Origin of the sequence: Streptomyces sp. NPDC088261, assembly GCF_044740805.1 — a bacterium.
Classification (GTDB): domain Bacteria; phylum Actinomycetota; class Actinomycetes; order Streptomycetales; family Streptomycetaceae; genus Streptomyces.
Genome location: NZ_JBIURL010000004.1, coordinates 39864 through 64203, shown reverse-complemented (window position 1 = coordinate 64203; position 24340 = coordinate 39864). Strand labels below are relative to the sequence as shown.

The following is a 24340-nucleotide window of genomic DNA, read 5'->3' as shown; positions in this document are numbered from 1 at the left end:
TTCGTTGCTCGCTCGGGCTGATCAGGTCATGGATCGGCCTCCCCACGTTTCCGGTCGCCGGCGCATCAGAGCAGTCCCGCCGCTCGCGCCCACTTGTATTTCGCCCCGAGTGCCTCGACCGGCTTCTCGGTGGTATAGGGGTAGGCGACAACGCCGTGCTCGAAGAGGTACCGACTCGCCTCTTCGACTTCGACGTCGCCTGCCAGGGAAGCCACGACGGGCTTCTCGACGCCCTTCGCCCGGAACTCCGCGACCACGCGCGCGGTGAGTTCGGCGAAGACCATCGGGGGAGTGACGATCGTGTGCCAGTAGCCGAGGACCAGCGCGTGGATCCGCGGGTCCTCCAGGCCGAGCCTGATCGTCGACTCGTACGTGGACGGCGGCTCGCCCCCGGTGATGTCCACCGGGTTGCCCGCCGAGCCGAAGGGCGGGATGAACGCGCGGAACGCGGCGTCCAGGTCCTCCGGGATCGTCATGAGCGACAGGCCGTTGTCCTCCGCGGCGTCGGAGAGCAGCACACCGGAGCCGCCCGCGCCGGTGATGACGACGACGTTGTCGCCCCGGGGAGTGGGGAGCACCGGCAGCGCCCGCGCGAACTCCAGCATCTCGTTCAGGCCGCGCGCCCGGATGACACCGGCCTGCTCCAGGATGTCGCCGTAGACGGCGTCGTCCCCGGCGAGAGCGCCGGTGTGCGAGCCGGCCGCGGCCGCCCCCGACGCCGTACGCCCCGCCTTGAGGACCACGACCGGCTTCCTCGGCACGGTCGCGCGGGCCGCCTCGACGAAGGCCCGCCCGTCCTTGAGGTCCTCCAGGTGCATCGCGACGCACTCGGTGTTGGGGTCCTCGCCGAACCAGGTCAGCAGGTCGTCCTCGTCGAGGTCCGCCTTGTTGCCCAGGCCGACGATGGCCGACACCCCGGTCCCGGTGCTCCTGGCGAAGCCGAGGATCGCCATGCCGATGCCACCGGACTGCGAGGTCAGTGCCACGCCGCCCCTGACGTCGTACGGAGTGCAGAACGTGGCGCACAGGTCGTGCCAGGTGGAGTAGAAGCCGTAGATGTTCGGGCCGAGGATCCGGATCCCGTACCGCTCTCCCACGGACACGACCTCGGCCTGGAGGTCGTGCTCACCGGCCTCGGCGAAGCCGGACGGGATGAGGACCGCGTTCGGTATCCCCATGCGGCCGACTTCTTCCAGCGCGGCGGCGACAGATTGCGCGGGGATCGCGAAGATCGCCACATCCGGCTCACCCGGAACATCCATGACGCTCTTGTACGCCTTATGGCCGAGAATGTCATCGGTTCGGGGGTTCACCGGATGGATCTCCCCGGCGAATCCGCCGTCGACGAGATTCCGCATGACCGAGTTGCCGATCTTGCCGGATTCGCCGGACGCCCCGATCACCACCACCGAGGACGGCCGCATGAGGCGCCGCATCGAGGTGAGGATCGCCTCGCGGCCGTACGTCCTGCGGGGGGCGGCGACGTCCGCGTCGAGGAGGACGCGTACGTCGGCCACCATCACTCCGTCCGCCGAGGCGAAGACGGGGTTGAGGTCGATCTCCCGGATCTCCGGGAAGTCGGCCGCGAGCCGTGACACCTTCACCACGAGCCCCGCGAGGGCCTCCCGGTCGACGCCGGCGGCGCCGCGCACCCCGCGCAGGACCTCCGCGGCGCGGATGCCGTCGAGCATCGACAGCGCCTCGTCGCGGGTGACCGGAGCCAGCCGGAAGGTGACGTCCTGGAGGACCTCCACCAGCACCCCGCCGAGACCGAACGCGACGATCTTGCCGAAGGCCGGGTCGGTGAGGGTGCCGATCAGCACCTCCGTGCCGGCCGGCACCATCTGCTGCACCTGCACCCCGAGGATCCGGGCCGCCGGGTCGTACGCCCTGGCGTTCGAGACGATCGACGTGAACGCCTCCCGTACCCCGGCCGCCGACGTCACCCCGATCCGCACCCCCCCGGCCTCCGTCTTGTGGAGGATGTGGGGGGAGACGATCTTCATGGCGACGGGGAAACCGAGCCGGTCGGCGATCCTGACCGCGTCCGAGGCGTCCTCGGCGAGTGCCTCGCCGGGGGTGGGGATGCCATAGGCGTCCGTGAGGGCTTTGCCCTCCGGTGCGGTCAGTGCCGTACGTCCCTCGGCGAGGGCGGCGTCCAGGAGAGCGCGTACGGCTCCCTGGTCCGGTCCTGTCGTACCCATCGCTATATGACCCCGTTCGACTTGAGCAGGCGCAGTTCCTCGGCGTCCAGGCCCAGTTCGCCGGCGTACACCTCTTCGTTGTGCTCGCCGAGGAGCGGGGAGGTGACCATGTCGACGGGGGAGTCCGACAGCTTCAGCGGGCTCCCGACCGTGGTGAACGAGCCGCGCTCGGGATGGGGGACCTCGACGACCATGTCGTTGGCCGCCAGGGAGGCGTCCTCGATGATCTCCTTGGTGGAGAGGATCGGGCCGCACGGGATGTTGTGGGCGTTGAGCTTCTCCAGCACCTCCCACTTGGGGATGGTGGAGGTCCACTCCTCGATGAGCTGGAACATCTTGCTCAGCTTCGGCAGCCGGGCCTCGGGGGTCGCCCACTCGGGGTCGTCCGCCAGCTCGGGCCTGCCGATCATCGCGGTCAGGGGCTTCCAGCCGACCGGCTGCACGATGACGTACACCCAGTCGTTCGGACCGCCGGGCGCGGTCCTGACGGCCCAGCCCGGCTGGCCGCCGCCGCTCGCGTTGCCGCTGCGGGGGACGTCGTCGGCGAAGTCCTCGTTCGGGTACTCGGCCAGCGGGCCGCTCGCGAGCCGCTGCTGGTCGCGGAGCTTGACCCGGCACAGGTTGAGCACGGCGTGCTGCATCGCGACGTTGACCCGCTGGCCGCGGCCGGTGGCCTCGCGCTGGTAGAGCGCGGCCAGGATGCCGGCGACGGCGTGGATGCCGGTGCCCGAGTCGCCGATCTGGGCGCCGGTCGCCAGCGGCGGACCGTCCTCGAACCCGGTGGTCGACATGGACCCGCCCATGGCCTGGGCGACCACCTCGTACGCCTTGAAGTTCGTGTACGGGCCCTCGCCGAAGCCCTTGATGGAGGCGTAGATGATCCGCGGGTTGATCTCCTGGATCTTCTCCCAGGTGAAGCCCATGCGGTCGATCGCGCCGGGGCCGAAGTTCTCGACCATGATGTCGGAGCGGCGGATGAGTTCCGTGAGGATCTCCTTGCCGCGCGGGGTCTTGGTGTTGAGGGTGACGCTGCGCTTGTTGCAGTTGAGCATGGTGAAGTACAGCGAGTCGACGTCCGGGATGTCGCGCAGCTGCTTGCGGGTGATGTCGCCGGTCGGCGCCTCCACCTTCACCACGTCCGCGCCGAGCCAGCCGAGCAGCTGGGTGGCGGAGGGGCCGGACTGGACGTGGGTCATGTCCAGAACTCGGATGCCTGACAGGGCTTTCGTTCCTGGCGGTGTCTCAAGAGCCTGGGTCATCGGGGGGCTCCTCTGCTTGCCATCGTCTGGGTCGTGGTCCGGGGGGTGTTCGCCCTCGCCCCGGTCACGGGCGATTCGTAGAGCCATACGGGAGGAGCGGTGTCCGGCGCGCACTCGTAGCACTGCCGGAACGCCGTCGACACGGTGGCGGCGCGGGCCGCTTCCTGCCTGGTCGCGGCGGAACGGCTGCCGGGTCCCGCGAGGACCACCGCGCGGGTGGGCAGCGGGGCCCCGGTCGGCAAATGACCACCGGAGTTGCGTGCCTGGCGTGTGTCGGCCATGGGCAGTCCAGTCCCTTCATAGGGGGGAGCCACTGCGCTCCCGGTACATTGCATACAGTCTACGAATACTGTATGAAGCTTGTTATCTCGCATTCGGTGGGTCATGTCCAGAGGGCGAACAGCACTTTCGCCAAAAATGGGAGCCGACATGGATCTGTATGAGCACGAGGCAAGAGAGTTGTTCGCGGACCACGGGATCGCCGTGCCGGAGGCCGAGGTGGTCGCGGCGGCGAAGGAGGCGGGCCCCGCCGCCGAACGCCTCGGGGGCCGCGTCGTCGTCAAGGCGCAAGTGAAGACCGGGGGCCGGGGCAAGGCGGGCGGCGTGAAGTTCGCGGCGGACCCCGCGGCGGCGCAGTTGACCGCCCGTCAGATCCTCGGCATGGACATCAAGGGCCACACGGTTCGCAAGGTCATGCTGGCCCGGCCGGTCGACATCGAGGCCGAGTACTACGTGTCGTTCGTCCTCGACCGGGCGGCCGGAGCGTTCCTCGCGATCGCCTCCGCGGAGGGCGGGATGGAGATCGAAGAGGTCGCCGCGACCCGCCCCGAGGCGGTCGCCCGGATCCCTGTCGACCCCGCCGAAGGGGTCACGCCGGCCAAGGCCGCGGAGATCGCGGAGGCCGCCGGACTGCCCGCCGAGACCGCCCCGGTGATCCAAGCTCTTTACCAGGTGTTGGTACGCGAGGACGCCGTTCTGGTCGAAGTAAACCCATTGGTACGTACATCAGATGGGCTGATTATCGCCCTCGACGGCAAGATCACCCTTGACGACAACGCGCGCTTCAGGCAGGTGCGGTGGGGCGACACCGAGAGCGATCCGGGCGACGACCCGCTGGAGGCGGCCGCCGCCGCCAAGGGCCTCAACTACGTGAAGCTCGACGGCGGGGTCGGCGTCATCGGCAACGGGGCGGGCCTGGTCATGTCCACCCTGGACGTGGTCGCGGGCTGCGGCGCCGAGCCCGCGAACTTCCTCGACATCGGGGGAGGGGCGTCCGCCCAGGTGATGGCGGACGGCCTGTCCGTCATCCTCTCCGACCCGGACGTGAAGTCCGTCTTCGTCAACGTCTTCGGCGGCATCACCGCGTGCGACGCCGTCGCCGAGGGCATCGTCCAGGCCCTGGAGTCCGTACAGCTGACCAAGCCGCTCGTCGTCCGGCTCGACGGGAACAGCGCCGCGAAGGGGCGCGAAATCCTGGAGGACCGCGCGCATCCGCTCGTACAGCAGGTCACCACCATGGACGGGGCGGCCCGACAGGCCGCCGTACTGGCGAACGCCGGATAAGGAGAGACACCATGGCGATCTTCCTGACCAAGGAGAGCAAGGTTCTCGTCCAGGGCATGACCGGCGGGGAGGGCATGAAGCACACCCGCCGCATGCTCGCCGCCGGTACCGACATCGTCGGGGGCGTCAACCCGCGCAAGGCCGGCCGGACCGTCGACTTCGAGGTCCCGGCGGACGTCGAAGGCGCGGACGGTACGGGCCCCGGCACCACGCCCCACTCCGTCCCCGTCTTCGGATCCGTCCGCGAGGGCATCGAGGCCACCGGCGCCGACGTCACCGTCGTCTTCGTCCCGCCGCCCTTCGCCAAGGCCGCCGTCATCGAGGCGGTGGACGCCGGCATCGAGCTGGCGGTCGTCATCACCGAGGGCATCCCCGTGCACGACGCGGTCGCCTTCCACGCGTACGCCAAACAGCGCGGCACCCGGATCATCGGCCCCAACTGTCCCGGCCTCATCAGCCCCGGGCAGTCCAACGCCGGCATCATCCCCGCGGACATCGCGGCCAAGCCCGGCCGGATCGGGCTCGTCTCCAAGTCCGGCACCCTGACCTACCAGTTGATGTACGAACTGCGCGAGATCGGCTTCTCGTCGGCCGTCGGCATCGGCGGCGACCCCGTCGTCGGCACCACCCACATCGACTGCCTCGCCGCCTTCGAGGCCGACCCCGACACCGAGATCATCGTGCTCATCGGTGAGATCGGCGGGGACGCCGAGGAACGGGCGGCGGCGTACATCGCCGACCACGTCACCAAGCCGGTCATCGGCTACATCGCCGGCTTCACCGCGCCCGAAGGCAAGACCATGGGTCACGCCGGGGCGATCGTCTCCGGTTCCGCGGGCACGGCGGAGGCGAAGAAGAAGGCGCTGGAAGCGGTGGGGGTACGGGTCGGCTCGACGCCGTCCGAGACGGCGAGGCTGGTCCTGGACCGGCTGGCCGTGCTCCACTGACGGAACGTGTGCGCGCCGTCACCGGCGTACCACCGTGCGCCACCACCGCACCACTGGACCATCACCGCACGACCGCACCATCACCGCACGACCGCACCATCCCCGCACGACCGCACCATCACCGCACCACCCAGGCCCGGCGGCCCACCACATCCCGCCGGACCGGCACCACCGCCCGACACCGTCGGGCCACCCCATGACCCCGCGGTACCCATACCCGTACACGTCACTCGTGCTCGTACCCGTACACCCGCGGCATTCGTGCCGAGCCATGCACATCCCGCCTCCCTCGAGCGGAGACTCACAATGGCACCTACCCCTACCCCTACCTCGACCTCCCACCTCCAACTCAAGCCCGGAACGGCCTGGTCGGACGCGTGGCGGCGCAGTCTCGCCGTCGCCCCCGAGGCCTTCCGCGACGACCGCGTGCTCAACCTGTGGGCGTCGTCCTGGCAGACCGAAGGACGGGCCCTGCCCGCCACCAGTCCCGTCGACGGCAGCCCCATCGCGGGCCCGCCGCGGCTGGACGCCGCCACCGCCCAGCAGGCCGTGCGGGCCTCGCTGGACGAACACCGCGCTTGGCGGCACGTGCCGCTGCCGGAGCGCAAGGCGCGCGTCACCGCCACACTCGACGCGCTCACCGAACACCGTGAACTGCTCGCCCTTCTCCTGGTGTGGGAGATAGGCAAGCCCTGGCGGCTCGCCCAGGCCGACGTCGACCGTGCGATCGACGGCGTGCGCTGGTACGTCGAGAACGTCGACCGGATGCTGGAGGGCAGGACCCCGCTGTCCGGCCCCGTCTCCAACATCGCGAGCTGGAACTACCCGATGTCGGTCCTCGTGCACGCCATGCTCACGCAGGCGCTGGCCGGCAACGCGGTGATCGCCAAGGCACCGACCGACGGCGGCGTCGCCTGCCTGACCCTGGCCAGTGCGCTGGCCGTACGGGAGGGCATCCCCGTCACCCTGGTCAGCGGCGGCGGCCGCGACCTCTCCGAGGCGCTCGTCCGCTCGCCGGAGATCGGCTGTGTCTCCTTCGTCGGCGGCCGGGACACCGGCGCCGACATCGCGACGCACGTCGCCGACCTGGGCAAGCGGCACGTCCTCGAACAGGAGGGCCTCAACACCTGGGGCGTCTGGAACTACAGCGACTGGGACGCGCTCGGCGCGGTCATCCCGAAGCTGTTCGACTACGGGAAGCAGCGCTGCACGGCCTACCCCCGGTTCGTCGTCCAGCGCTCGCAGTTCGCGGACTTCCTCGGGGCGTACCTCCCCGCCGTCCGCTCGATCAGGGTGGGCCACCCGCTGGCCGTCGCGCACCCGGACGACCCGCTGCCCGAGCTGGACTTCGGCCCGCTCATCAACGCGGCCAAGGCCAAGGAGCTGGGCGACCTGGTGTCCGTGGCGATCGACCGCGGGGCCGTCCCGCTGCACCAGGGCTCCCTCGACGAGGGGCGCTTCCTGCCCGGCCAGGACACGAGCGCGTACCTCGCGCCCGTCACCCTGCTGGGGCCGCCCCCGTCGTCCCCGCTGCACCACGCGGAACCGTTCGGCCCGGTCGACACCATCGTCCTGGTCGACACGGAGGCGGAGCTGCTGGCCGCGATGAACGCCTCGAACGGCGCGCTCGTCGCCACGCTCTCCACCGACGACCCGGCGACGTACGCCCGGCTCTCCCCGCAGATCCGCGCCTTCAAGGTCGGCCACGGGAAGCCCCGCTCGCGCGGCGACCGCGACGAGCTGTTCGGCGGCTTCGGCCACTCGTGGCGCGGCGCGTTCGTCGGCGGAGAACTGCTGGTCAAGTCGGTCACGAACGGTCCCGAGGGCGAACGCTCACCGGGCAACTTCCCCGACTACCACCTGATGCCCTGACCTCTCCCCGCCCCTGATCCCCTGCCGTACGGGCCGGAAACCGACGCCCGCCCGGCAGGCCCCGGCACCGGGTGCTCCACGGCCACCCCGAGGAGCACCCGGCGCCGCTCCAGCGCGCCCGCGCGCCCGCATCCCGAGACCGGGGCGGAGGACGGGCCGAGGACCGGGCGCCGGATCCCCGACCACCGGCGCCGGATCCCTGACCACCGGATATACGGGTGAGGACCACCCTGATCCCCTGGTATCGTTGACCCTGTCGCCGCGAGCACGACCCGCGGTTCGACCACTCGTCCGGGTGGCGGAATGGCAGACGCGCTAGCTTGAGGTGCTAGTGCCCTTTATCGGGCGTGGGGGTTCAAGTCCCCCCTCGGACACATAGGGTATTTCACACAAAACCTTGCTCGATTTCACAGAACTCCCAGTGCGGATGCGTCCGGGCTGGGAGTTCTTCGTGTGTGCGGGATCTTGTGCGGCGGGAGCCTGCCGATAGGGACCGACGGTGTTGTGTGGCTGGTTCATCCCATTGATGTTGATGGGATGGTCGGCTGTTCTGGGGTGCTGGCGCCGGTTCGCCGGTGCGCGGCGGCACGCCGGTGTGACTCGTGGTGCGGGTGCTGGTGGTGCGAGGTCGAGAGTTCGTCAGCCGGGTGGGGTTGTCGTTTCACCTGCGGGCTTGGCCCAGGGATCGGGGAGGTGGCGCTTGGTATGCCAGGCGCGCAGAAGGATGTGGTTGAGGCCGGCGAGCGCGAAGGCGATTGAGGACCATGTTCTTGGTGGTGCCGGAGACGCGAGTGAAGCCGCGGTCCATGTGGAGGCGGTGGGTCTTGATCTCGGCGTTGCCGGACTCGACGGCGGCGCGGCGGCCGTAGTCGGCTGCCCAAGGGCTGGTGCCCCAGACGGTGCGCTGGCGGGTCCAGGCCATGACGTCCGGGCTCAGGGTGACGGTCCTCCCGCACGCTCACTTTGTAATTGCCGCCCGTTCGGCATGCGTCTCATCCTGCGGCCCACCGGGCGAACGGGGTGGTGGCCCGACCCCGCACAGGTCCCCTGCCTGGAGCATGGGCCACCCGGCGCATGGGCGTTGTCTAGGAGCTTGGTTGGCCTGAGCCGCGTGCCCGTTCCAGCAGCACGGCCAGTGCCTGGGCATCGCCGGGATATGCGATTGGGTTCTCGTCGGTGGTGGGGGGTTCGAAGCGGGCGAAGAAGTCGTCGAGGGCTTCGGGGGTGACGGCGAGGGCGTTCGCGTCGGCCCGCAGGTTCCGCTCGGTGAGCCGGCGGAGCAACTCTGGTCGGTCGGTGGGCAGGTGGACCAGGACAGGGAGGCCGCCCGCTGCGCGTGCGGCCTCCTTCCATGCCTCGCGGTCCGCGCGCCGCCACAGACCGTGATCGAGGACCACGTCGTGCCCCGCACGTAGGTTCGTCGTGAACTGTCCCCGCACGGCCGCGAGGACGGGGCGTTCGCGGGCGAAGTAGGTGTCCTCGGGGTAGTCGACACCGTACCGGCCGTGGAGGCGGTGGACTTCCTCGTCCACGGACAGCCTGGTGAACCCGCGCGAGGCCAGAGCCTTTGCGAGCGTCGTTTTCCCGGAGCCGGTGAGGCCGGCAAGGAGAACCGCGAGGGGTGGCAACGTCGTTCAGTCCTTCTCCGGCGGTCGGTCAGTCGGTCAGCCTGGTCATTGTCCCCCCTCCCGGCTTGTGGCGGGTGGTTGCCAGGCGGTGTGAACGCCCCGGGCTTCGGCCGGCCAGCTGTGGGGCATGAGACCCAGGCTGACCCGGCGGAAAGCGAAGCGTGGGTCAGCGACGTTCACCCTGCCCTGGTACCGGCCGACATGAGCGAGGAGCCGGCCGGCCTCGTCCCGTACGGCGGGGCTCTGTTCCCGCCACAGGCCGGTGGAGAAGTGATCCACCCGGCGCCGCAGGTCGTCCAGGATCCCGGTGCGCCATTTGAAGTGGTGGACCGCGCAGAGCCGGTCCGGGTCGGGCTGGTGGCCGGGCGCGCGGTGGTTGCCGGAGGAGAGGGAGACCTCGTGGCGGGCGAGGACGATCTTGCGCGGGTCGCCGTGCAGGAGCCGGTGGGTGAGGTGCCCTCCGAGCGGATAGGCGAGATCGAGGCCGTCGCCCTGGTTCCAGTCGGTCAGGTGCCCGTCGGCCGAGACGCGGTCGAGAAGCAGACCGCCCACCACCTGCCTGCGACTACGTTCGGCCTGGGCGACGACTTCGCGAAGATGCGTGGGGTACTGCTGGAACTCGTCCGCGTCGGCGAACAGGTGCCACCCCCGCCCCGCTTGATGCCGCAGAGCGTCACGGATGTGAGAGTTGGTGTACTCGTGCCACGGTCCGCTACTGCTCCCGGCAGGCACGATGCCCGACTGCCGGCACACGGCATGAAGTTCGTGGCGGCGCTCGTCGGGGACGTGCTCGGGAAAGTGGAAGGTGAGCAGAAAGCGTTCGACACCCAGCCTGCGGTAGTGCTTGATCCAGGTGGTGAGCAAGGCCGCTTCGACGGGCCCGATCACGGCGATCAGCGTCGGCGTCAGCATCCCGCCCCCTTCCCGCGCAGACCGAGGGCGGACTGCGTCAGGTACCGGGCCTGCTCGGCGGCACTCCGCAGGTCCAGGACTTTCGGCGCTTCGGGACCGGGCGAGTCGAAGGGTCGGCGCACCAGGTCCTCCAGAACCCTGGCGAGCGAAGCGGCATCACCGGCGGGGAAGATCCGGGCCCAGGACTGGTCCCGCAACCGCTGGCTGAGATCCGGGTCATGGTCGGAGACGATCAGTGGCACACCGTAGCGGGCCGTGTCCATCACGAGCCCGGACTCCTTGCCCACCCCGGGGTGCCGGGCCACCAGAGCGGCGTCGGCCGCCGCGTACACGAGCCTGAGTACGGGTTCGCTGAGCGGTCCGGGCTCGGTGTGGAGGTGGATGTTCGGCAGGGCCTGCCAGCGGGCGAGCACGGTGCCGTCGAGCGGGTGGCCGGTGACGATCAGGCGCAGCGGTTCCTTCAGCCGGCTGAGCGCCGCGCCGATCACCCCGATGTCCTTGTGCGGCCACCAGCCCCCCACCAGACACACCACTGCCTCTCCTTCGGGGATGGCGAAGGCGGCCCGGCCGCCTTCGCGTTCGCTCTCGGTGAGGCGGTAACCGTCGTCGACGGCGAACGCCCGCACCACCGAAGCCAGGCCGGGGAAGAGCCGGGCGATCTGGTCGCGGACCGCGGTGGTCGGGCACAGGGCGATCACCCGCCGCTCTCCGCGGCGGGTGAGCCGTTCGAGCAGTCGCAGGGGTGCGTCGTCGGTGGTGACCACCTCGTGGACGAATCGCAGGTGAAACAGGCCGCCCAGGAGCGCTGCGGCGCCGTGCAGCGCCTCGCCGGCGCTCATGATCACCACCGCCCCCGCACCCCATCCCTGGCTGCGGGCCGTCTGTAGTGCGGCGGCCTCCACCAGACACCGTGCGATCAGGGCGATCTGGTGCGGGCTCCGCCGCATCACACGCGGCCAGCGGCGGGAGCGGAAGACCCGTTCGGCGATCCAGGAGAGCCGGGCCAGCAGGCCCGAAACCCGCAGCAGGAGATACGCGTACGGTCCGCTCGCGCCGGTGATCAGCTGTGCCTCGGTGTCGCGGAGTCCGGCGGCTGTCTGCTGAGCGATGCCGTTGGGAGCGATCACCAGGGTGCCGGGACATGCCTGGGCGAGGGCAAGCAGTGCGTGCTGATGGTGCCCGCCCAGCCGGTACGCGTACGGCTCGATCAGCACCAAGGTCCCTCGGGAACCTTGGGGGTTCGGGGTGCTGTTCATACCCTCATCCCCTCGGGTGTCCCGTGTACGGCGGTGAACCGTGCGCGAAGCCAGGCTGGGTCGTTGAGGTGCTCGAACGCCTTCCGGTCGGCGGTTGCCTGGCGGGCGAAGACGATGCCGTGGCGGGCGCCGGAGGCGACGTAGGGCGCGTACTCGCCTTCCCGGGCACTGGTCCAGGCACGGATCCGTGCTGTGGCGCGTCCGGCGCTCATGCCGTACTCGCTGCCGCGCGTGAGCATCGCGCACTCACGGAACCCGGCCTTCCACGCGTGGAACGGGCTCTGGTTGAACCGCGTGACCCCGGCACTCTCCCGGGCGAATTCGGTCTTGCCGGGCAGAGCGGCCAGCACATCGACCGCCTCGCCCATCTGCCGCAGCGCGGTACGGCGCACCAGCTTCAGCCCGCCGTACCCGTAGGCGTGGCCGGTGACCGGGTTGACGGCCCGCCACACCCGCAACGACACCCCCTCTTCCAAGGGTCCGACACCCGAGATGTTGAAGGCGGAGTGGATGTCGAAGTCGCCGTCGGCAAGGAAGAACTGCTCCGCGTCCACGACCTCCGCGCACAGCCGATAGGCGCGCCGCATTCCGTGCACGCCGTGCAGGCGCTTCACCGGTACGCCGAGCGCCCGCTCCAGGCGGGTGTGGAGGCGGTGGGCGAAGGGCTCGTCGTAGGAAAGGAACACCGCGTCGAACTGGTTCATGCGATCGCCTCCAGGTAGGACGCCGCCACGGAGGTCGGGTTGAGGCCGGTGGTGGAGGCGAACGCGCGCCGGGCGTGTTCGGCGTGGAAGGTGTCGTCGGTGGCCAGGCGTTCGGCCAGGGCGACGGCTTCGGCCAGGGTGGTGAAGTGCAGGGCAGGGTCGATGTGTTCGGCGAGCCAGCCCATGCGCGGGGATATCACCGGCAGGCCCATGCCCTGGCAATCGATCACTGACATCGACCAGGGGCAGCCGGGGCGGAAGGGGGCGATGCCGAAGCGGGCGCCGGCCAGCAGCTGCCGGTAGCGGATCCGGTCGCCCCGGTCGGAGACCACCTGGACATGCGCCATCGCGGCCAGTTGGTCGCGCATCCGCTCGGGACTGTCGTCCAGCCCTGAGCGCTCGGCCCGCCGTGTGCCGAAGAGGTCCATCACCCGCACCCGCACCAGCCCCGACGCGGTCAGCTCCCTGGCCAGGTCCACGAACCGCCCGGTGCCGTAGTGCGCGTAGAGCCGGTGGTTGTACACCCCGATCGCCCCCGCACCGGTACGGTCCGCCGCGGTGACGGCGGCGGGGTCGCGGACCAGGCGCCCGTCGCGCGGCGGGGGAACCACCCGCATCCGGCCGGCGACATCGACGCCCACCTGGACGGTGGCCGCCGATACCCAGGACGCGGCCGTGGCGGAGTGGACCATCACCCGGTCGCAGGCAGACACGCCCGCGGCGAACGCCAGCAGCACACTGCGCCCGAGCCCTCCGTCGTCCAGCGACGGATCCAGCACGACCCGTCCGCCGCCGCTGAGGGAGAAGGGCAGGTAGTGGCAGTACCCCGCCAGCAGGGCGCCTGACCCGGCTTCCAGCAGGGCAGCGCGCACAGCAGGGGCTTCCTCGACCTGGTTGGCCACCACCACATCCGGCTTCGCGGCCCGGATCATCGACGCCAGCTCACCGATGTCGGCGCCGAACCGGGCCCGGTACTTCGTGCCGTGCACCCTCGTACGGTGGAACACGGCCCGCGTGTCCCCGGCCGGCGCCGGAGACGCGACCGTCACCTCGGCACCGGCATCCGCCAGAGCCGGCGCCAACAAATCGGCGAAGATCCAGCCCGAGTCGGCGGCCAGCCGGTCGGGGTTGGAGATGTTGAGCAGATACAGCACACGCATGATGTCCCTGCCTCCCATGTACGGCGGCCCGGGTCTCGGACCGTCCGTTCAGGCAGACAACCGCCCCTCACCGGCCAGGGTCAGGGGCGACCACGCACCGCGTACGCGGTGTGCACGGGGTGTAAGCGACGTACAAAAACACGTACGCTGACCCGTGTTGGCGGGATGATTGCCGCAGCACCGGCGGAAGGCAGCGGGCCGTGGCCCTACACGACACCCACCCCATCTGGCACACCCCAGAAATGCGCGAGGCCATCACCCGCGGTGAGGCGGGGGCGGTCGTGCGCCTGGCCCGCCGCGCGGCCGAACTCACCCAGGCACAGCTGGGTACGGCGACCGGGTACACCGCCGCGTCCATCTCCCGCATGGAACGCGGCAAGCAGCCCATGCGCGACATGCAGCTCCTCCAGCGGATCGCCGACGTGCTGAACATCCCGCCCCAACTCCTCGGCCTCGCCGCGCGACACGCCACGCCACCAGCCACCGGCACCGTGCCCCGTCCGGCTCCGGGTGGGACTAGGGTTGCCGGACGGGACGCACGAGACGTGTTCGGTGACGAGGGAGAGGGTGAGGACCCGGTGCGACGCCGCAACCTCCTGGCCGGCCTGGCCGCCACCACCACAGGCACCCTCCTCGGTGGCGCGTCCGCAGGCGCGGCGTCGGCCCGTCCGGCACTGACCGGACTGGAGGACCTCCTCCTGCACCGCGGCGGCACACCCGCCGGCGAACCGACCCGCGCGGCGGTCACCGCGGCGGTGGACGCCTCCCGCCGGGACTTCGGGACCTGCCGCTACGACACCCTCGCCCGCGCCCTGCCCTCCCGAATCGCCCTCGCCCAGGCGCTCGGCCGCGAACACGCCGACGCGCAGGCGCAGTCAGCGACGGCGGTCGCCGAGCTCTACAGCATCGCGACCCGGCTGTGCATCAAACTCGGCGAGGACGGACTGGCCGCCGTCACCGCCGACCGCGCCCTGACCGCCGCCCTCTCAGGAGCCGACGCCCTCACCGTCGCCGAAGCACACCGCATGGTCTCCAGCTCCTGGCGCCGCCAGGGACACTACGCGCGGGCCACCGACGTCGCCGTCACCGCCGCCCAGCACCTGGCCGCCGACCGCACCACCCCCGAACCCCAGCGCCTCTCGGTCCAGGGCAACCTGTACGTGACCGCCGCGTACACCGCCGCCAAACAGGGCGACCGGCACACCGCCCACACCCTGATCACAGAAGCAGAAGCCACCGCCCGCCAGCTCGGCCAGGACCAGTCACCCGCCGGGACAGCGTTCTTCGGCCCCAGCCAGGTCCTGCTGCACCAGATCTCCATCAGCCACCTCCTCGGCGACGCCGGAACCGCCATCGACCACGCCCGCCACGTCAACACCGCACAATTGCCGACGGCCGAGCGCCGCGCCCGCTACTGGATCGACGTCGCCCGCTCCTTCGACCAGTGGAACAAACCCGGCAACTGCTACCGCGCCCTCCTCGCCGCCGAAGAAGCCGCCCCGCAAGAAGTACGCCGCGGCGCGGTACGCACCATGGCCGGCGGTCTCCTCCGCCACGACCGCACCCTGCCCGGCGTACGGTCCTTCGCCCACCGCGTCGGCGCCCTCACCTAACCATCGCCCTCCTCGCTAACCGGACTGCGCCGGCCGTCAGAGATCTGCCTGGCGTCGTCCGTGCCCGCAGGGCCTTTACTCGGGCTGCCCGCGCATGTCACGTTCCGTCAAAAGCGGACGAAGTCCGGGGGGCTCTCCGAAGCCTCCATGCGCCCCCATCATCAGTTCTCCTGCCGGATTCTCCCGCATTCTGCGACCATCTGCCCATGGCAGACAGCAGGGATACTTCGGCGTTGCTCACACTGGTCGGCAAGGTCGTTGCGGGTCTTGGCGGCCTGACTCACCGCGAGTTGGCCCCAGCCTTCGACCAGCTGGGCATGCCGCCGCTTGCCGAGGAGGCGGGGAGTAAGCGCACTCGCATCGAAAAGAGCTTCGGACAGGTGCCCGAAGCTCAGCTGCCGCAGCTTGCGCGACGGGTGCTGGACCACGAACAACTGTCCATGAGTCCGTCGAACCGCCATCGAATCGAGGATGTGCTGTGGGCCAGAGACGCACCGCCGCAGAATACCCACGAAAGCCCGCCGCGAGCTGGCTTCCGCCCTTGACCTGCTAGAGCTGACCCGCCACCACGACCGCTTCATGCAGCTCCTTGACTACTTCTGGATCACCACAGGGTCGGGACCCTCTCTGGATGATCTGCTGAACGGCATGCGGGCGGTAACACTGGGCGACCAGATCGAGCGGCACGTCTTCCGCAACCCAGGGGACTGGTCAGCGGAAGATCTCTTCGACAAGCTCGGGGCATTCGAGGCCGGAGACGCCAGATTCGCCCGCTTCCTACAAGGCCTCGTCTCGGCCGACGTCCTCTTCGACGAGGACCTCCAGAGAATGACGGTCAGTACGATCAATAAGCATCTTCGCTGCCGGGCTCGAGAGCTGCGACAAACCGGCGATGACGGCGGCTACCCCGGATTCACCCTGGTGGCGACCCGGCTCCACGGCAACCGGCGCCCGAAGAACATCATCTTCGGCACCCGTACCAAGCCGGACATCCGTTTCCGATCCTCGGTCGACAACGACAACGACAACGACATCGAGATCGTCGGAGGGAACCGGGACGACATCCTCGTCTACGACCAGGAGATCCCCTCCGAGGGCCTGCGCTGGCGTGACCTGCACGCCTGGTGGCACGACACCGGCAGCTTCGGCAGCGAGGTCGAAGCCAGGACCGATCTCTACAAACGACTCCTCAAGAGCCTCCCAGAAAATTCGGAAGGCCAGAAGAATCTCTTCATCGCCTACCACGAGATCCTCGCACCCTCGATTGAGGTGCCGGCCCTGCTGCCCGAGGTATGGCTTCACTGGGACCACAAAACCGTCCAGCAGCGCGGCCCCGAGGCATTGCTCCGTTCCCGCATGGACTTCTTCCTGCTCCTGCCCCATGGACAGCGGGTAGTACTGGAGGTCGACGGATCACAGCACTTCACCCGCGACCGCAGCCGTACCCTTGACACCGCCAAGTACGCCGCCATGGTCGCCGCCGACCGGAATCTCAAACTCCGGGAGTACGAGGTATTCCGCTTCGGCCACGACGAACTCAAGCTGCTCGACGACGCCGGGGCCCTGCTCCAGCAGTTCCTGCCGCACCTGTTCCGCCGCTTCAGGGTGAGCAGCAGCTGACACTAGGACGTCGCCCACATCTTCGAGATCCTCCTGGGGTGGTGCGGAAACGCCTCGTACAACTGCCTGATCGACCCTCCTCGCTGCGGCTGCCTCCGCGCGACCTCGGGTGACGGCGAGGCGGACCGTATGACTACGGTGGGGACCCGGTGGTGGACGGCTGCGATTGCCTGATTTCAGAAGAAGTTCTGGGCCGCGCCCATGAGCGCCTGAACTGTGGCATCACCGGCGCTCTGGACGAGTGGTTCGGAGACCCGCTGCCAGAGTTGACGCAGCCGGCCCGGATCGGGGGCGCTCGCGTTGGCCTCGTCGACGAGTGCCTGGGCGTCCTGGACCAGGTGAATCCGCTGGCCATCCGGCAGGTCGGCCGACCGTGCTGCCTCCAGTACCTTCATGGCGAACTCTGCCAGTTCACCGGAATTCGGACCGAACGCGTTCGTCTGAACGTTGCCGGATCCGAACTGGTTTCCGCCCCCGTAGTTGTTGACGGTGCCGATGTTGAAGCCAGGTTGGTTGCGCATGAAGTCCCTCACGTTTACGTCATCCGCAGTACCGCACTCTTTGCCGAGAGCGGTCAGCGTCAGAGCCTGTGGCGGGCCGCCGCGGCCGTAGTTGAGTACAGCGAGCCCCTTCTCGCCCAGATACTCGACCGCGAGGAGGATCTCGTCGAGTTCGAGTGCCTGTCCGTACAGCATCGCAGCAGGGGAGACGAGGAAGTCCTGGACCTCCAGCCGGCACTTTGGGTATGTGTCCATGGTGGCAACCACCAGGGCACTGGCGAGGTAGTCGAACCGAACCCAGTGTGTGCCACGGAGTCGCAGCAGTCTCTCCGCCTTCGCCACGCCGGAAACAGAAAGCGCGATCTGCGTGCCGCGGTCGTTGCCGAGCGTGCGAATCCGGTGAACCACGCCGGCCTGCTCTGCGTACTGCAGCAGGGTGCCGATTCGGCCCGGGGAGAGTTGGTGGTCCTGGGCGAAGTCGGCCGGGCTCCTCATCTCCTCCGTGTTGCCCTCGGTCAGCTCGTAGAGCCACAGCACAAGGCTTGCCACGAGTCCGTCCAGGACGGGCCCGCGTACGTGATTCGGAGTGAACAGCTGCTTCTCAGGTATCGGTTCCGGCGTCGGCCTCCAGCCGCCGGTGGGGGCGAGCGCGGCACTGCGCCGCTTCCAGTAGTCCCCGATGTCTTCGACGCCGCGGTATGCGCGAACCTTTCGGTCGACGCTCAGCTCCCACCCCAGCTGTCCATGGGCTGCTTCCGGGCCCGAGTTTGTCCCTTGCGCCCAGTGTTCTTGTTGGGAAAGCAGGAAGGCGCGGCGCAGGAGCTCCTTGGACGCAGGGGTAGCCGGCAGTCCCAGTTTGTTTACGGCGTCGCTGCTGAGGAGGGTGGGCCGGGTGGTGTCATCTACCGGCCAGTGTGCTTCGACTGCCGCCATCGCCTGTACGAGCGCCACGAATGTGTGCACCGTGTCCGCAGAATCGGAACAGTGGGCAGCGCCAGCGATCGTGAGTTCCAGCCGGGTCTCCGGTTGGGGGACAATCCTGCTGGCATCGGGCCAGGCCACCAAGAGATGCGCCGGAATCCGCGCCAGGACTTGGACCGCGTCAACCCCTTGTTGGTCGAGTCGGCGGTCGACCAGGGCGAAGGTCGGCCAGCCGGTGTCACCGAACGCTTCCTCCCAGACGACTTGGAGCAGCTTGCGTTGGTCATCGTTCTGCGGGGCCGGGAGGCCGGCGAGATTCGTTGCCTGTATCTGCACGGTTCATTCTTGCCGTTTTCCCGGCCGAATGGTCACGAACGGGTACTCGGGGAACTGTGGAGCAGCGGCTATCTCTCCGGTGGCGGCGCGCTCGGGAGTTCTTCAGCTGGTTCAGATCTGGGGAGGGGCCGGGGTGCCATTGCTGTTACTGGGGGGGCTCGTCGGCGAAGCGCTCCAGGTCCTGGTCCAGGACTCGCAGCACTGCGTGGGCGAGGAGGAGGGCCGGCAGCGCAAACTCCGGCCGGTATGAGTCGGGCGAGGCGCGGTGTGCTGTGAGGTGACGGTTGATCGTGTCCTGGGTGCCCCCGCCCGCGAAGGCGTTGCTCATGCCTACCAGTACGAGGAGGGCTTGAACTGTGACAGGGTCAGATCGCTCCATTCGTACGCGTGGGTTAAGGCGCTGGCGGTAGTACCGTGACGCCCTGCTGCCGGGTAGGCGACCTGGGGAAAGCTGCGCCTGATCCAGGCGTTGTCGTTCTGCTTCATGGCGGTCTCCAGCACGTTGCTCGCGAGCGCCTGGGCTCCCTCGTTGAGTCCGGCGCGCGCGGCGCGTAGCGCGGCCGTGAAGATGACGCGCATTCCCGCCAAATCCGGGTGGCCGATGATCTCCAGGCTGGCTTCCATGTCATCAAGGACATCGAGGCGGTACTCGTCCAGGAGGGCGTTCTGCTCCTGCGGTCTACTTGATGACAGCAGCGCCCTGACAATCGACGCCTGGGGGGCCCAGGCGACGGATAGGCCGTCGGCCTTGCACAGGTCCAGGACGGCATAGAGGTCATCGGTGGTGAGATCGCCAAGGTTCTTGGGGAGGAACAGCACCGCTGCTGCGGCGAGTTGGTCGAGCAGTGAGCGGGGAAGCGAGACGCTGCGTACGATGTCGTCGATGCGGCTGTGCCAGTCGTACGGGTCGCTCAGTTGGCGCCGGAGCGCCAGAACGGGCTCGGTGATCGCTTCCACTTGGTGCTGGATGTCTACGGCGGCTTGATAGCCGCTGTCGGGACCCACAACACTTTCGACGGCTCTGCGTGTGGCCTCGATCTGCCGTATCTCTCGCCGGATGGGTGCAAGCATTCTGTCGGTGGAGTTCATCTGCTTCACGGCCTGCCGGGCTGTGGTCATGAAGCTGGGCAGCTTGAGGCTCACGCTGCCGCCCTCGTGCGAATTCCCCTCCAATTCGGTGCCTTCAGCGTCATCTGCACCCATACGAGAGTCGGACAAATCGCTGTGTCGGCGAACGTAGTAAGGCTGTGCGGCGGCGGTCCCAGACAGCTGATCGCCGCAGGTCAGCCGGTTGTGTCAACAACCCACACAGCATGATCAAGAAACTCCCCGTACCGGCCCGCCCGTTCGCCGGGTCGGCGGCGGAACTGCTCGACCGTGCGGGGTCAGATTTTCCAGAGGGTTACGGTCCACGCCGCGACGCGTGCGTTGCCCAGGACCATGACGTGGTCTCCGGTGGTCAGGGTGCCGGTGGCCAGGAGGCGGTCGAGGTTGAGGACGACGTCCATCGGTCCGAGGTGACCCCACCGCGTGAGGTTCTCCTCGCAGATCGGATGGATCGGCAGATCCAGGGCCTGTTCGTAGAAGCGGTACGCGCCGGTGGTGGTGTTCGGCATCAGGGTCGCGCTCACGTCGTCCTTGGTCAGCCCGGCCTCGGCCAGGACCTCGTCGACCAGCACGGCTGTATGGACGCGGCCGGCAACGGCCAGTTCGAAGGCCCGTTGCCCGCCGGCGTTCTCGGGGGACGGCTCGCGGCCGGGGGTACGGGCGTGGGTGCCCGCGAGTTCGTGAAACCGCCCGTCCGCCCGCATCCGGTGGGCCACCAGGACGGGCCGGCCGGCGCGGACCAGCGTCATCGCGAACGCCCCGTCACCGACGACCATCACCGGGTGGCGTACCCGGCCGGCGTCGGGAGGCCTGCTGCCGTACGTCACGAGCACACTGTGCCGCGCCGGGTCGGCCGCGAGCAGGTCGCGGGCCAGGGCCCAGGTCACCGCCGACGCGGCGCACCCCGACCCCGCCACGGTGAAGGGGAAGGCTGTCACGCCCGCCGTGTGCTGGACGCGGGCCGCGTCCGTGCCCACGTCTCCTTCTCCCGGCCGCGCGGCGATGTGGATCAACGCGTCCGGCGCGTGCGGGTTCGCGGCCAGCAGTTCGCGGCAGGCACGCGCGGCGAGCGCACCGGCGTCGGTGTCCGCGTGCACGCCCACCGTACGAACCCCGGAGGCGTCCGCTCCGCCGGGCGCCGCGTGTTCGACCCCGGCGAACTGGGGAAGGTCGACGACCCGTACGCGCTTGTCGGGCAGCAGGCAGTGGACAGCGCCGATACCGATACCCATCGGACTCCCTCGATCACGTGCGCCACTGGCGGCAACCGGCCCACCCAGGTGCCTCGTTCGGCAATTCTCATCAGCCCGCGCCTGTCGGCGCTCCCTCGGATCTCCCCACGACCACACCGGCACACGCCGGATCCGGGGAGGCGCACCGAAGCTCCCACGCGCACCGGCACCGGGCTCCCACGCCCGGCGTGCGAATTTCCGCTCTTCACGCCTGTCCGGGATGGAGGCCAGGGCCTTGTGGACAGTGAACAAGACGCCGTCCCTGCGTTCCCCGGCCGCCGGGGCGAGGCGGTCCGGGGCGGGCTGGTGGCCGGGCGCGTGGTGCTGGCCCGAGGCGAGGGGGACGTCGTGACGACGCTGACAGTCACCGGTGAGTGGCCGGCTCGTTGACCGGGTTGAGGCGTCGGGCAGGGAAGGGCCTGCCCGAGGGCCGCTCAGCGGCGGCAGCGCTCCGACCGTCTGGGACGACGGGTCCATCACGAAGGGCAGAGACATGACGGCGTTCGACAAAGCATTCGAGGTAACGGTGTCGCTGTACGGCGGCTCCTCGAACCATGCCGCGGACCGAGGGGGCGCGACGAACTACGGCATCACCGAGGCCGTGGCCCGGGAGAACGGGTACACCGGGGCGATGGGGGACCTGCCGTTGGAGAAGGCCAAGGAGATCTACCAGCGCCGCTACTGGAGCCCGCTCCGTCTGGACGGCGTCGCCGGGGCCTCGGAGCCGATCGCGCTGAAACTGTTCGACATCGCCGTCAACATGGGCGGGGGGACGGCGGCGCAGTTCCTTCAGCGTGTGCTCAACGTCCTGAACCGGCAGCAGGCCGACTATCCGGACATGACCGTGGACGGTGCGATCGGACCGAAGACGGTCTCGGCGTTCACGACCTTCATGACCAAGCGCACGGCGGAAGGCGAGATGGCCGTGCTCAAGGCGCTCACCAGCCTCCAGGGCGCGCGATACATCGAGTTGGCCGAAAATCGGGAGCAGAACGAGGCATTCGTCTTCGGCTGGCTCGTGAACCGGGTGTGACGGAGACGTCCCCGTAGGGCGGCAGCCCGGCCCGGGCTGCCGCCCTACGGCTTCTGGTCTCGGGCGCACGCTGGCGCGCCGCCATGGGACCGACGGGGTGAGGGCTCGTCGGCGAGGCGTTCGTCAGACGGTGGTCGCCAGCCAGCCGACCTGCTCCGTCGTGTGCTTGCCGTCGCTCATGACGCTGGCGTTCACCCTGACCTCGTTGAGGCGGATCAGGAATCCCTTCTCGGTCACGTCGTGGACCCGGATGCCGGGCGTGTCCGGTCCGTTGAACGTCTGGGTCAGCGGCAGCACGATGACCTCCGACCCGGCCGGAAAGGGAGTCGGGAAGGTGACCCGGGTGAAGGTCGAGGTGTTGCCCCCCGCAGTCTCGATCGCGTTGTCGGAACTGAGGCTGATCCTGCCGGTCTGGAACATGGCCATGTCGTGCTCCCGTGCTTGGCTTCCTCGGGCTGTCGTCCGACAACCGACGGCAATCTGTCCACTCAGTCCTCATTGATGCCGTATTCACCCGTATGAGTGATCGTCATTCAGCCGTCACCGCTGGGGGCGGGGACAGTCTTTTGGGTGTACGGGCGGCGTTTCGCCCTCTGGTGGCTTGTGGGACCTGCTGGAGTCGTCGGCGGTGCAGCCGATGATCAAGGGAGATGGGCCGATGAGGGTTGGGCGAGGACTTCTGACGGGGCTGGCGGTGATCGCGGTACTCACCGCGACCGCCACACCGGCGGCGACCGCGTACGCACCGGGGGCCCCGGAGGCGCGGACGGTGGCGTTCGTCACCGCCGGGGAGCACGCCTGGACCGTGCCGGAGGGGGTCACCGAGATCACGGTGAGCTTGTGGGGATCGGGCAGCGGGGGTGCGGGCGGGACCGGTGGCGCGGGCGGCGGAGGCGGTGGTGGCGCGGGAGGACAGGACTTCACCGGCGTCGGCAAGGGCGGCGACGGGGGCGGGGGCGGGGGTGGTACCGGCGGCGGAGGTGGCGCCGGGGGCTTCTACCAGAGGTGCCGGGTGGAGGTCGATCCCGGGCGTACGTACTGGGCACTCGTCGGCAAGGGCGGCAACGGCAGCGGCGGCACCCCAGGAGCGGCCGGCGGCAGCGGGGGCCGATACCGCGACGCGGTGGGCATCGGCGGCGAGAGCGGCAAGGACGTCGTCAACGCCACGACCGGTGCGGGGGAGAGCGGGCACGAGAGCTGGTTCGCCGAGATGCGGGACGCGCTCTGGGTGCCGAGTTCGATCCTGGCGCAGGCATCCGGCGGCGGCGCGATGACCAAGGGCGGTGCGACCGGGACCGCCCGCGGTGGTGAGTGGGGCGGCGGCGGCAAGGCCCTGGGCATCTCCGGGGGCAACGGTGCCGGCGGCAGCGCCGAAGGCAGGGCGACCGGCGGAGAGGCCGGCCACCCCTTCCAGCGGTGCCCCTACGCGCGACCCACCGCGGACAACCCCTTCCGCAACCCCAACGACCTGGGCGTGGGGGGCGGCGGTCACGGCGGTGACGGGAAGTCAGGTTCCGCCGGTGCGTCCGGCGCGGTCGAGCACCGTCCCGGCGGCAAGGGCGGCGAAGGCGGCCGGGGCGGGTTCAGCCCGTACGGCGACCAGGGTTACGGCGCCGGAGGAAACGGCGGGGACGGCGGCAACGGCGGTGACGGCGGCCACGGCGCGCCCTACGCCGGAGGCGAGGGCGCCTACGGCAAGGACGGCGCCCCCGGAGCACCCGGCCGGGCCGGCCGCGACGGAGCTGTGATCATCACCTACTGACCCCGGTCACCGGCGCGGACTCCGCCCCCTGGGCAGGGTCCGCGCCGGCCGGGTTCAGGCAGGCGCCGGCCCGGCGGCCGTCCGCTCCGGCCGTTCTGGCTGTTTGCCGTCTCCTGCCGCGTGCCGGCGACGACCGGATCACCGTCCTGGGCCACCTTCCGCCTCGACAGCGGCGGAAGTTGAGGTTCCGGTCCTGCTCTCACTGGACACCGTTCTTGGTCAGTTGGCGCACCAGCGCCTCCACCAAGGGGGGCTCCAGGCCCAGAGCCAGGAACGCCAGGCGTTCGCGGCCGTGGCGTTCGATCTCGAACCGGTGAAAGGTCATGAACGCCGACGCGCCTCTGAGCCGGTTCACGCCGGTCACCTCGCTCCACGCCACCGCGTCCCACTCGCGGCCGAACAGATCGGTGACGACCAGGCCGTACGTGTAGAGGTGGCACCGCCTGAGGTCGAACCTGGCGGACGTACGACGCCAGGCCAGGAGAAGGCCGTACAGGACGAGCACCACCGCCGTCAGGACCGCGCCCTTGGCGAACGCCGCCGGGGGCGAGATGGCCACCAGGCAGACGATCAGCACGACGTACAACGCCGCGCCGGCCCGCCGCGCCACCTGCGCCAGGCCGCCCGCCACCCCCGCGACGGGATAACTGCCCAGCTTCCGGCCGAGGCCGGACCCGTACACGCTCTCTCGCATGATGTTTCCTCTCCCCT

23 protein-coding genes and 1 tRNA gene are annotated in these 24340 nt (G+C 69.6%); 10 read left to right on the top strand and 14 right to left on the bottom strand.

Annotation, left to right across the window (positions count from 1 at the left end; genetic code table 11):
* Window positions 1–65 precede the first annotated feature (65 nt).
* Genes ACIODU_RS10060 through ACIODU_RS10050 form a run of 3 tightly spaced genes read right to left on the bottom strand, consistent with a single transcriptional unit; the run spans window position 66 to window position 3744 of the window.
* Window positions 66–2204 carry an acetate--CoA ligase family protein gene (locus ACIODU_RS10060; protein ID WP_401766013.1) on the bottom strand — a complete coding sequence of 713 codons (2139 nt, stop codon included), beginning with the start codon at window positions 2202–2204 and terminating at the stop codon, window positions 66–68.
* A 2-nt stretch (window positions 2205–2206) separates the two neighbouring features.
* Entirely contained in the window at window positions 2207–3463 is a 1257-nt protein-coding gene (gene frc, locus ACIODU_RS10055; protein ID WP_161308034.1) for a formyl-CoA transferase, read from the bottom strand.
* A complete protein-coding gene (locus ACIODU_RS10050) occupies window positions 3460–3744 on the bottom strand; it encodes a hypothetical protein (protein ID WP_356421742.1) in 285 nt (94 codons plus the stop codon). Before ACIODU_RS10050 ends, frc begins: the two co-directional genes overlap by 4 nt.
* Window positions 3745–3892: 148 nt before the next feature.
* Here ACIODU_RS10050 and sucC point away from each other — a divergent pair, with 148 nt between their 5' ends.
* The 4 genes from sucC (at window position 3893) to ACIODU_RS10030 (ending at window position 8219) form a co-directional block, all read left to right on the top strand.
* Complete coding sequence (gene sucC / locus ACIODU_RS10045; protein ID WP_356421739.1) at window positions 3893–5026, top strand: ADP-forming succinate--CoA ligase subunit beta; 1134 nt, start codon at window positions 3893–3895, stop codon at window positions 5024–5026.
* 11 nt (window positions 5027–5037) lie between these two features.
* Window positions 5038–5973, top strand: coding sequence for a succinate--CoA ligase subunit alpha (gene sucD / locus ACIODU_RS10040; RefSeq protein ID WP_401766009.1), 936 nt, complete (start codon window positions 5038–5040; stop codon window positions 5971–5973).
* 306 nt (window positions 5974–6279) lie between these two features.
* The gene (locus tag ACIODU_RS10035) at window positions 6280–7845 is read left to right on the top strand and encodes an aldehyde dehydrogenase family protein (RefSeq protein ID WP_401766006.1); all 1566 of its coding nucleotides are present in this window, start codon (window positions 6280–6282) and stop codon (window positions 7843–7845) included.
* 289 nt (window positions 7846–8134) lie between these two features.
* Window positions 8135–8219, top strand: a tRNA-Leu gene (locus ACIODU_RS10030).
* A gap of 711 nt (window positions 8220–8930) precedes the next feature.
* Here the strand turns inward: ACIODU_RS10030 and ACIODU_RS10025 are convergent.
* Genes ACIODU_RS10025 through ACIODU_RS10005 form a run of 5 tightly spaced genes read right to left on the bottom strand, consistent with a single transcriptional unit; the run spans window position 8931 to window position 13505 of the window.
* Complete coding sequence (locus ACIODU_RS10025; protein WP_401766004.1) at window positions 8931–9473, bottom strand: AAA family ATPase; 543 nt, start codon at window positions 9471–9473, stop codon at window positions 8931–8933.
* 45 nt (window positions 9474–9518) lie between these two features.
* On the bottom strand, window positions 9519–10385 hold the full coding sequence (locus tag ACIODU_RS10020; RefSeq protein WP_401766001.1) for a glycosyltransferase family 2 protein: 867 nt from the start codon (window positions 10383–10385) through the stop codon (window positions 9519–9521).
* A complete protein-coding gene (locus tag ACIODU_RS10015) occupies window positions 10379–11641 on the bottom strand; it encodes a hypothetical protein (RefSeq protein WP_401765999.1) in 1263 nt (420 codons plus the stop codon). Before ACIODU_RS10015 ends, ACIODU_RS10020 begins: the two co-directional genes overlap by 7 nt.
* The gene (locus ACIODU_RS10010; RefSeq protein ID WP_401765997.1) at window positions 11638–12345 is read right to left on the bottom strand and encodes a hypothetical protein; all 708 of its coding nucleotides are present in this window, start codon (window positions 12343–12345) and stop codon (window positions 11638–11640) included. The genes ACIODU_RS10015 and ACIODU_RS10010 overlap by 4 nt, the downstream gene beginning before the upstream one ends.
* On the bottom strand, window positions 12342–13505 hold the full coding sequence (locus tag ACIODU_RS10005; RefSeq protein ID WP_401765994.1) for a glycosyltransferase: 1164 nt from the start codon (window positions 13503–13505) through the stop codon (window positions 12342–12344). The genes ACIODU_RS10010 and ACIODU_RS10005 overlap by 4 nt, the downstream gene beginning before the upstream one ends.
* 200 nt (window positions 13506–13705) lie before the next feature.
* Between ACIODU_RS10005 and ACIODU_RS10000 the strand changes: the two genes are divergently transcribed.
* The 3 genes from ACIODU_RS10000 to ACIODU_RS09990 all read left to right on the top strand — a co-directional run bounded on the left by ACIODU_RS10000 (window position 13706) and on the right by ACIODU_RS09990 (window position 16738).
* Window positions 13706–15118: a helix-turn-helix domain-containing protein gene (locus ACIODU_RS10000; protein WP_401765991.1), complete on the top strand. Its 1413-nt coding sequence runs from the start codon at window positions 13706–13708 to the stop codon at window positions 15116–15118.
* A gap of 206 nt (window positions 15119–15324) precedes the next feature.
* On the top strand, window positions 15325–15663 hold the full coding sequence (locus ACIODU_RS09995; RefSeq protein ID WP_401765989.1) for a hypothetical protein: 339 nt from the start codon (window positions 15325–15327) through the stop codon (window positions 15661–15663).
* Complete coding sequence (locus ACIODU_RS09990; RefSeq protein ID WP_401765986.1) at window positions 15590–16738, top strand: hypothetical protein; 1149 nt, start codon at window positions 15590–15592, stop codon at window positions 16736–16738. Before ACIODU_RS09995 ends, ACIODU_RS09990 begins: the two co-directional genes overlap by 74 nt.
* Before the next feature lie 176 nt (window positions 16739–16914).
* Here ACIODU_RS09990 and ACIODU_RS09985 read toward each other — a convergent pair whose 3' ends face one another.
* The 4 genes from ACIODU_RS09985 to ACIODU_RS09970 form a co-directional block, all read right to left on the bottom strand.
* The gene (locus ACIODU_RS09985; RefSeq protein WP_401765983.1) at window positions 16915–18495 is read right to left on the bottom strand and encodes a hypothetical protein; all 1581 of its coding nucleotides are present in this window, start codon (window positions 18493–18495) and stop codon (window positions 16915–16917) included.
* Window positions 18496–18640: 145 nt separating this feature from the next.
* Window positions 18641–18823 carry a hypothetical protein gene (locus ACIODU_RS09980; RefSeq protein WP_401765980.1) on the bottom strand — a complete coding sequence of 61 codons (183 nt, stop codon included), beginning with the start codon at window positions 18821–18823 and terminating at the stop codon, window positions 18641–18643.
* Between the two features lie 2 nt (window positions 18824–18825).
* Entirely contained in the window at window positions 18826–19638 is an 813-nt protein-coding gene (locus tag ACIODU_RS09975) for a hypothetical protein (protein ID WP_401765978.1), read from the bottom strand.
* A 242-nt stretch (window positions 19639–19880) separates the two neighbouring features.
* Window positions 19881–20834, bottom strand: a complete 954-nt coding sequence (locus ACIODU_RS09970) for a 3-oxoacyl-[acyl-carrier-protein] synthase III C-terminal domain-containing protein (protein WP_401765975.1) — start codon at window positions 20832–20834, stop codon at window positions 19881–19883.
* Between the two features lie 237 nt (window positions 20835–21071).
* Between ACIODU_RS09970 and ACIODU_RS09965 the strand changes: the two genes are divergently transcribed.
* Together ACIODU_RS09965 and ACIODU_RS09960 are read left to right on the top strand one after the other, a co-directional pair.
* On the top strand, window positions 21072–21224 hold the full coding sequence (locus ACIODU_RS09965) for a hypothetical protein (protein WP_401765972.1): 153 nt from the start codon (window positions 21072–21074) through the stop codon (window positions 21222–21224).
* 103 nt (window positions 21225–21327) lie between these two features.
* Window positions 21328–21867, top strand: coding sequence for a glycoside hydrolase family 108 protein (locus ACIODU_RS09960; RefSeq protein WP_401765969.1), 540 nt, complete (start codon window positions 21328–21330; stop codon window positions 21865–21867).
* Between the two features lie 123 nt (window positions 21868–21990).
* Here the strand turns inward: ACIODU_RS09960 and ACIODU_RS09955 are convergent, their stop codons facing one another.
* Complete coding sequence (locus tag ACIODU_RS09955) at window positions 21991–22293, bottom strand: hypothetical protein (protein WP_356432957.1); 303 nt, start codon at window positions 22291–22293, stop codon at window positions 21991–21993.
* Between the two features lie 232 nt (window positions 22294–22525).
* On the opposite strand from ACIODU_RS09955, the gene ACIODU_RS09950 reads away from it, so the two are divergent.
* Window positions 22526–23629 (top strand): hypothetical protein, encoded by a 1104-nt coding sequence (locus ACIODU_RS09950; RefSeq protein WP_356432959.1) that lies wholly within the window; start codon window positions 22526–22528, stop codon window positions 23627–23629.
* A gap of 199 nt (window positions 23630–23828) precedes the next feature.
* Here ACIODU_RS09950 and ACIODU_RS09945 read toward each other — a convergent pair whose 3' ends face one another.
* Window positions 23829–24323, bottom strand: a complete 495-nt coding sequence (locus ACIODU_RS09945) for a hypothetical protein (RefSeq protein ID WP_356432960.1) — start codon at window positions 24321–24323, stop codon at window positions 23829–23831.
* Window positions 24324–24340 lie beyond the last annotated feature (17 nt).

Coding starts and splice junctions, on each gene's coding strand:
- ACIODU_RS10060 (WP_401766013.1), bottom strand. CDS start 2,204: ATGGGTACGACAGGACCGGACCAGGGAGCCGTACGCGCTCTCCTGGAC.
- frc (WP_161308034.1), bottom strand. CDS start 3,463: ATGACCCAGGCTCTTGAGACACCGCCAGGAACGAAAGCCCTGTCAGGC.
- ACIODU_RS10050 (WP_356421742.1), bottom strand. CDS start 3,744: ATGGCCGACACACGCCAGGCACGCAACTCCGGTGGTCATTTGCCGACC.
- sucC (WP_356421739.1), top strand. CDS start 3,893: ATGGATCTGTATGAGCACGAGGCAAGAGAGTTGTTCGCGGACCACGGG.
- sucD (WP_401766009.1), top strand. CDS start 5,038: ATGGCGATCTTCCTGACCAAGGAGAGCAAGGTTCTCGTCCAGGGCATG.
- ACIODU_RS10035 (WP_401766006.1), top strand. CDS start 6,280: ATGGCACCTACCCCTACCCCTACCTCGACCTCCCACCTCCAACTCAAG.
- ACIODU_RS10020 (WP_401766001.1), bottom strand. CDS start 10,385: ATGCTGACGCCGACGCTGATCGCCGTGATCGGGCCCGTCGAAGCGGCC.
- ACIODU_RS10015 (WP_401765999.1), bottom strand. CDS start 11,641: ATGAACAGCACCCCGAACCCCCAAGGTTCCCGAGGGACCTTGGTGCTG.
- ACIODU_RS10010 (WP_401765997.1), bottom strand. CDS start 12,345: ATGAACCAGTTCGACGCGGTGTTCCTTTCCTACGACGAGCCCTTCGCC.
- ACIODU_RS10005 (WP_401765994.1), bottom strand. CDS start 13,505: ATGCGTGTGCTGTATCTGCTCAACATCTCCAACCCCGACCGGCTGGCC.
- ACIODU_RS09995 (WP_401765989.1), top strand. CDS start 15,325: ATGGCAGACAGCAGGGATACTTCGGCGTTGCTCACACTGGTCGGCAAG.
- ACIODU_RS09990 (WP_401765986.1), top strand. CDS start 15,590: ATGTGCTGTGGGCCAGAGACGCACCGCCGCAGAATACCCACGAAAGCC.
- ACIODU_RS09980 (WP_401765980.1), bottom strand. CDS start 18,823: ATGAGCAACGCCTTCGCGGGCGGGGGCACCCAGGACACGATCAACCGT.
- ACIODU_RS09970 (WP_401765975.1), bottom strand. CDS start 20,834: ATGGGTATCGGTATCGGCGCTGTCCACTGCCTGCTGCCCGACAAGCGC.
- ACIODU_RS09960 (WP_401765969.1), top strand. CDS start 21,328: ATGACGGCGTTCGACAAAGCATTCGAGGTAACGGTGTCGCTGTACGGC.
- ACIODU_RS09955 (WP_356432957.1), bottom strand. CDS start 22,293: ATGGCCATGTTCCAGACCGGCAGGATCAGCCTCAGTTCCGACAACGCG.
- ACIODU_RS09950 (WP_356432959.1), top strand. CDS start 22,526: ATGAGGGTTGGGCGAGGACTTCTGACGGGGCTGGCGGTGATCGCGGTA.
- ACIODU_RS09945 (WP_356432960.1), bottom strand. CDS start 24,323: ATGCGAGAGAGCGTGTACGGGTCCGGCCTCGGCCGGAAGCTGGGCAGT.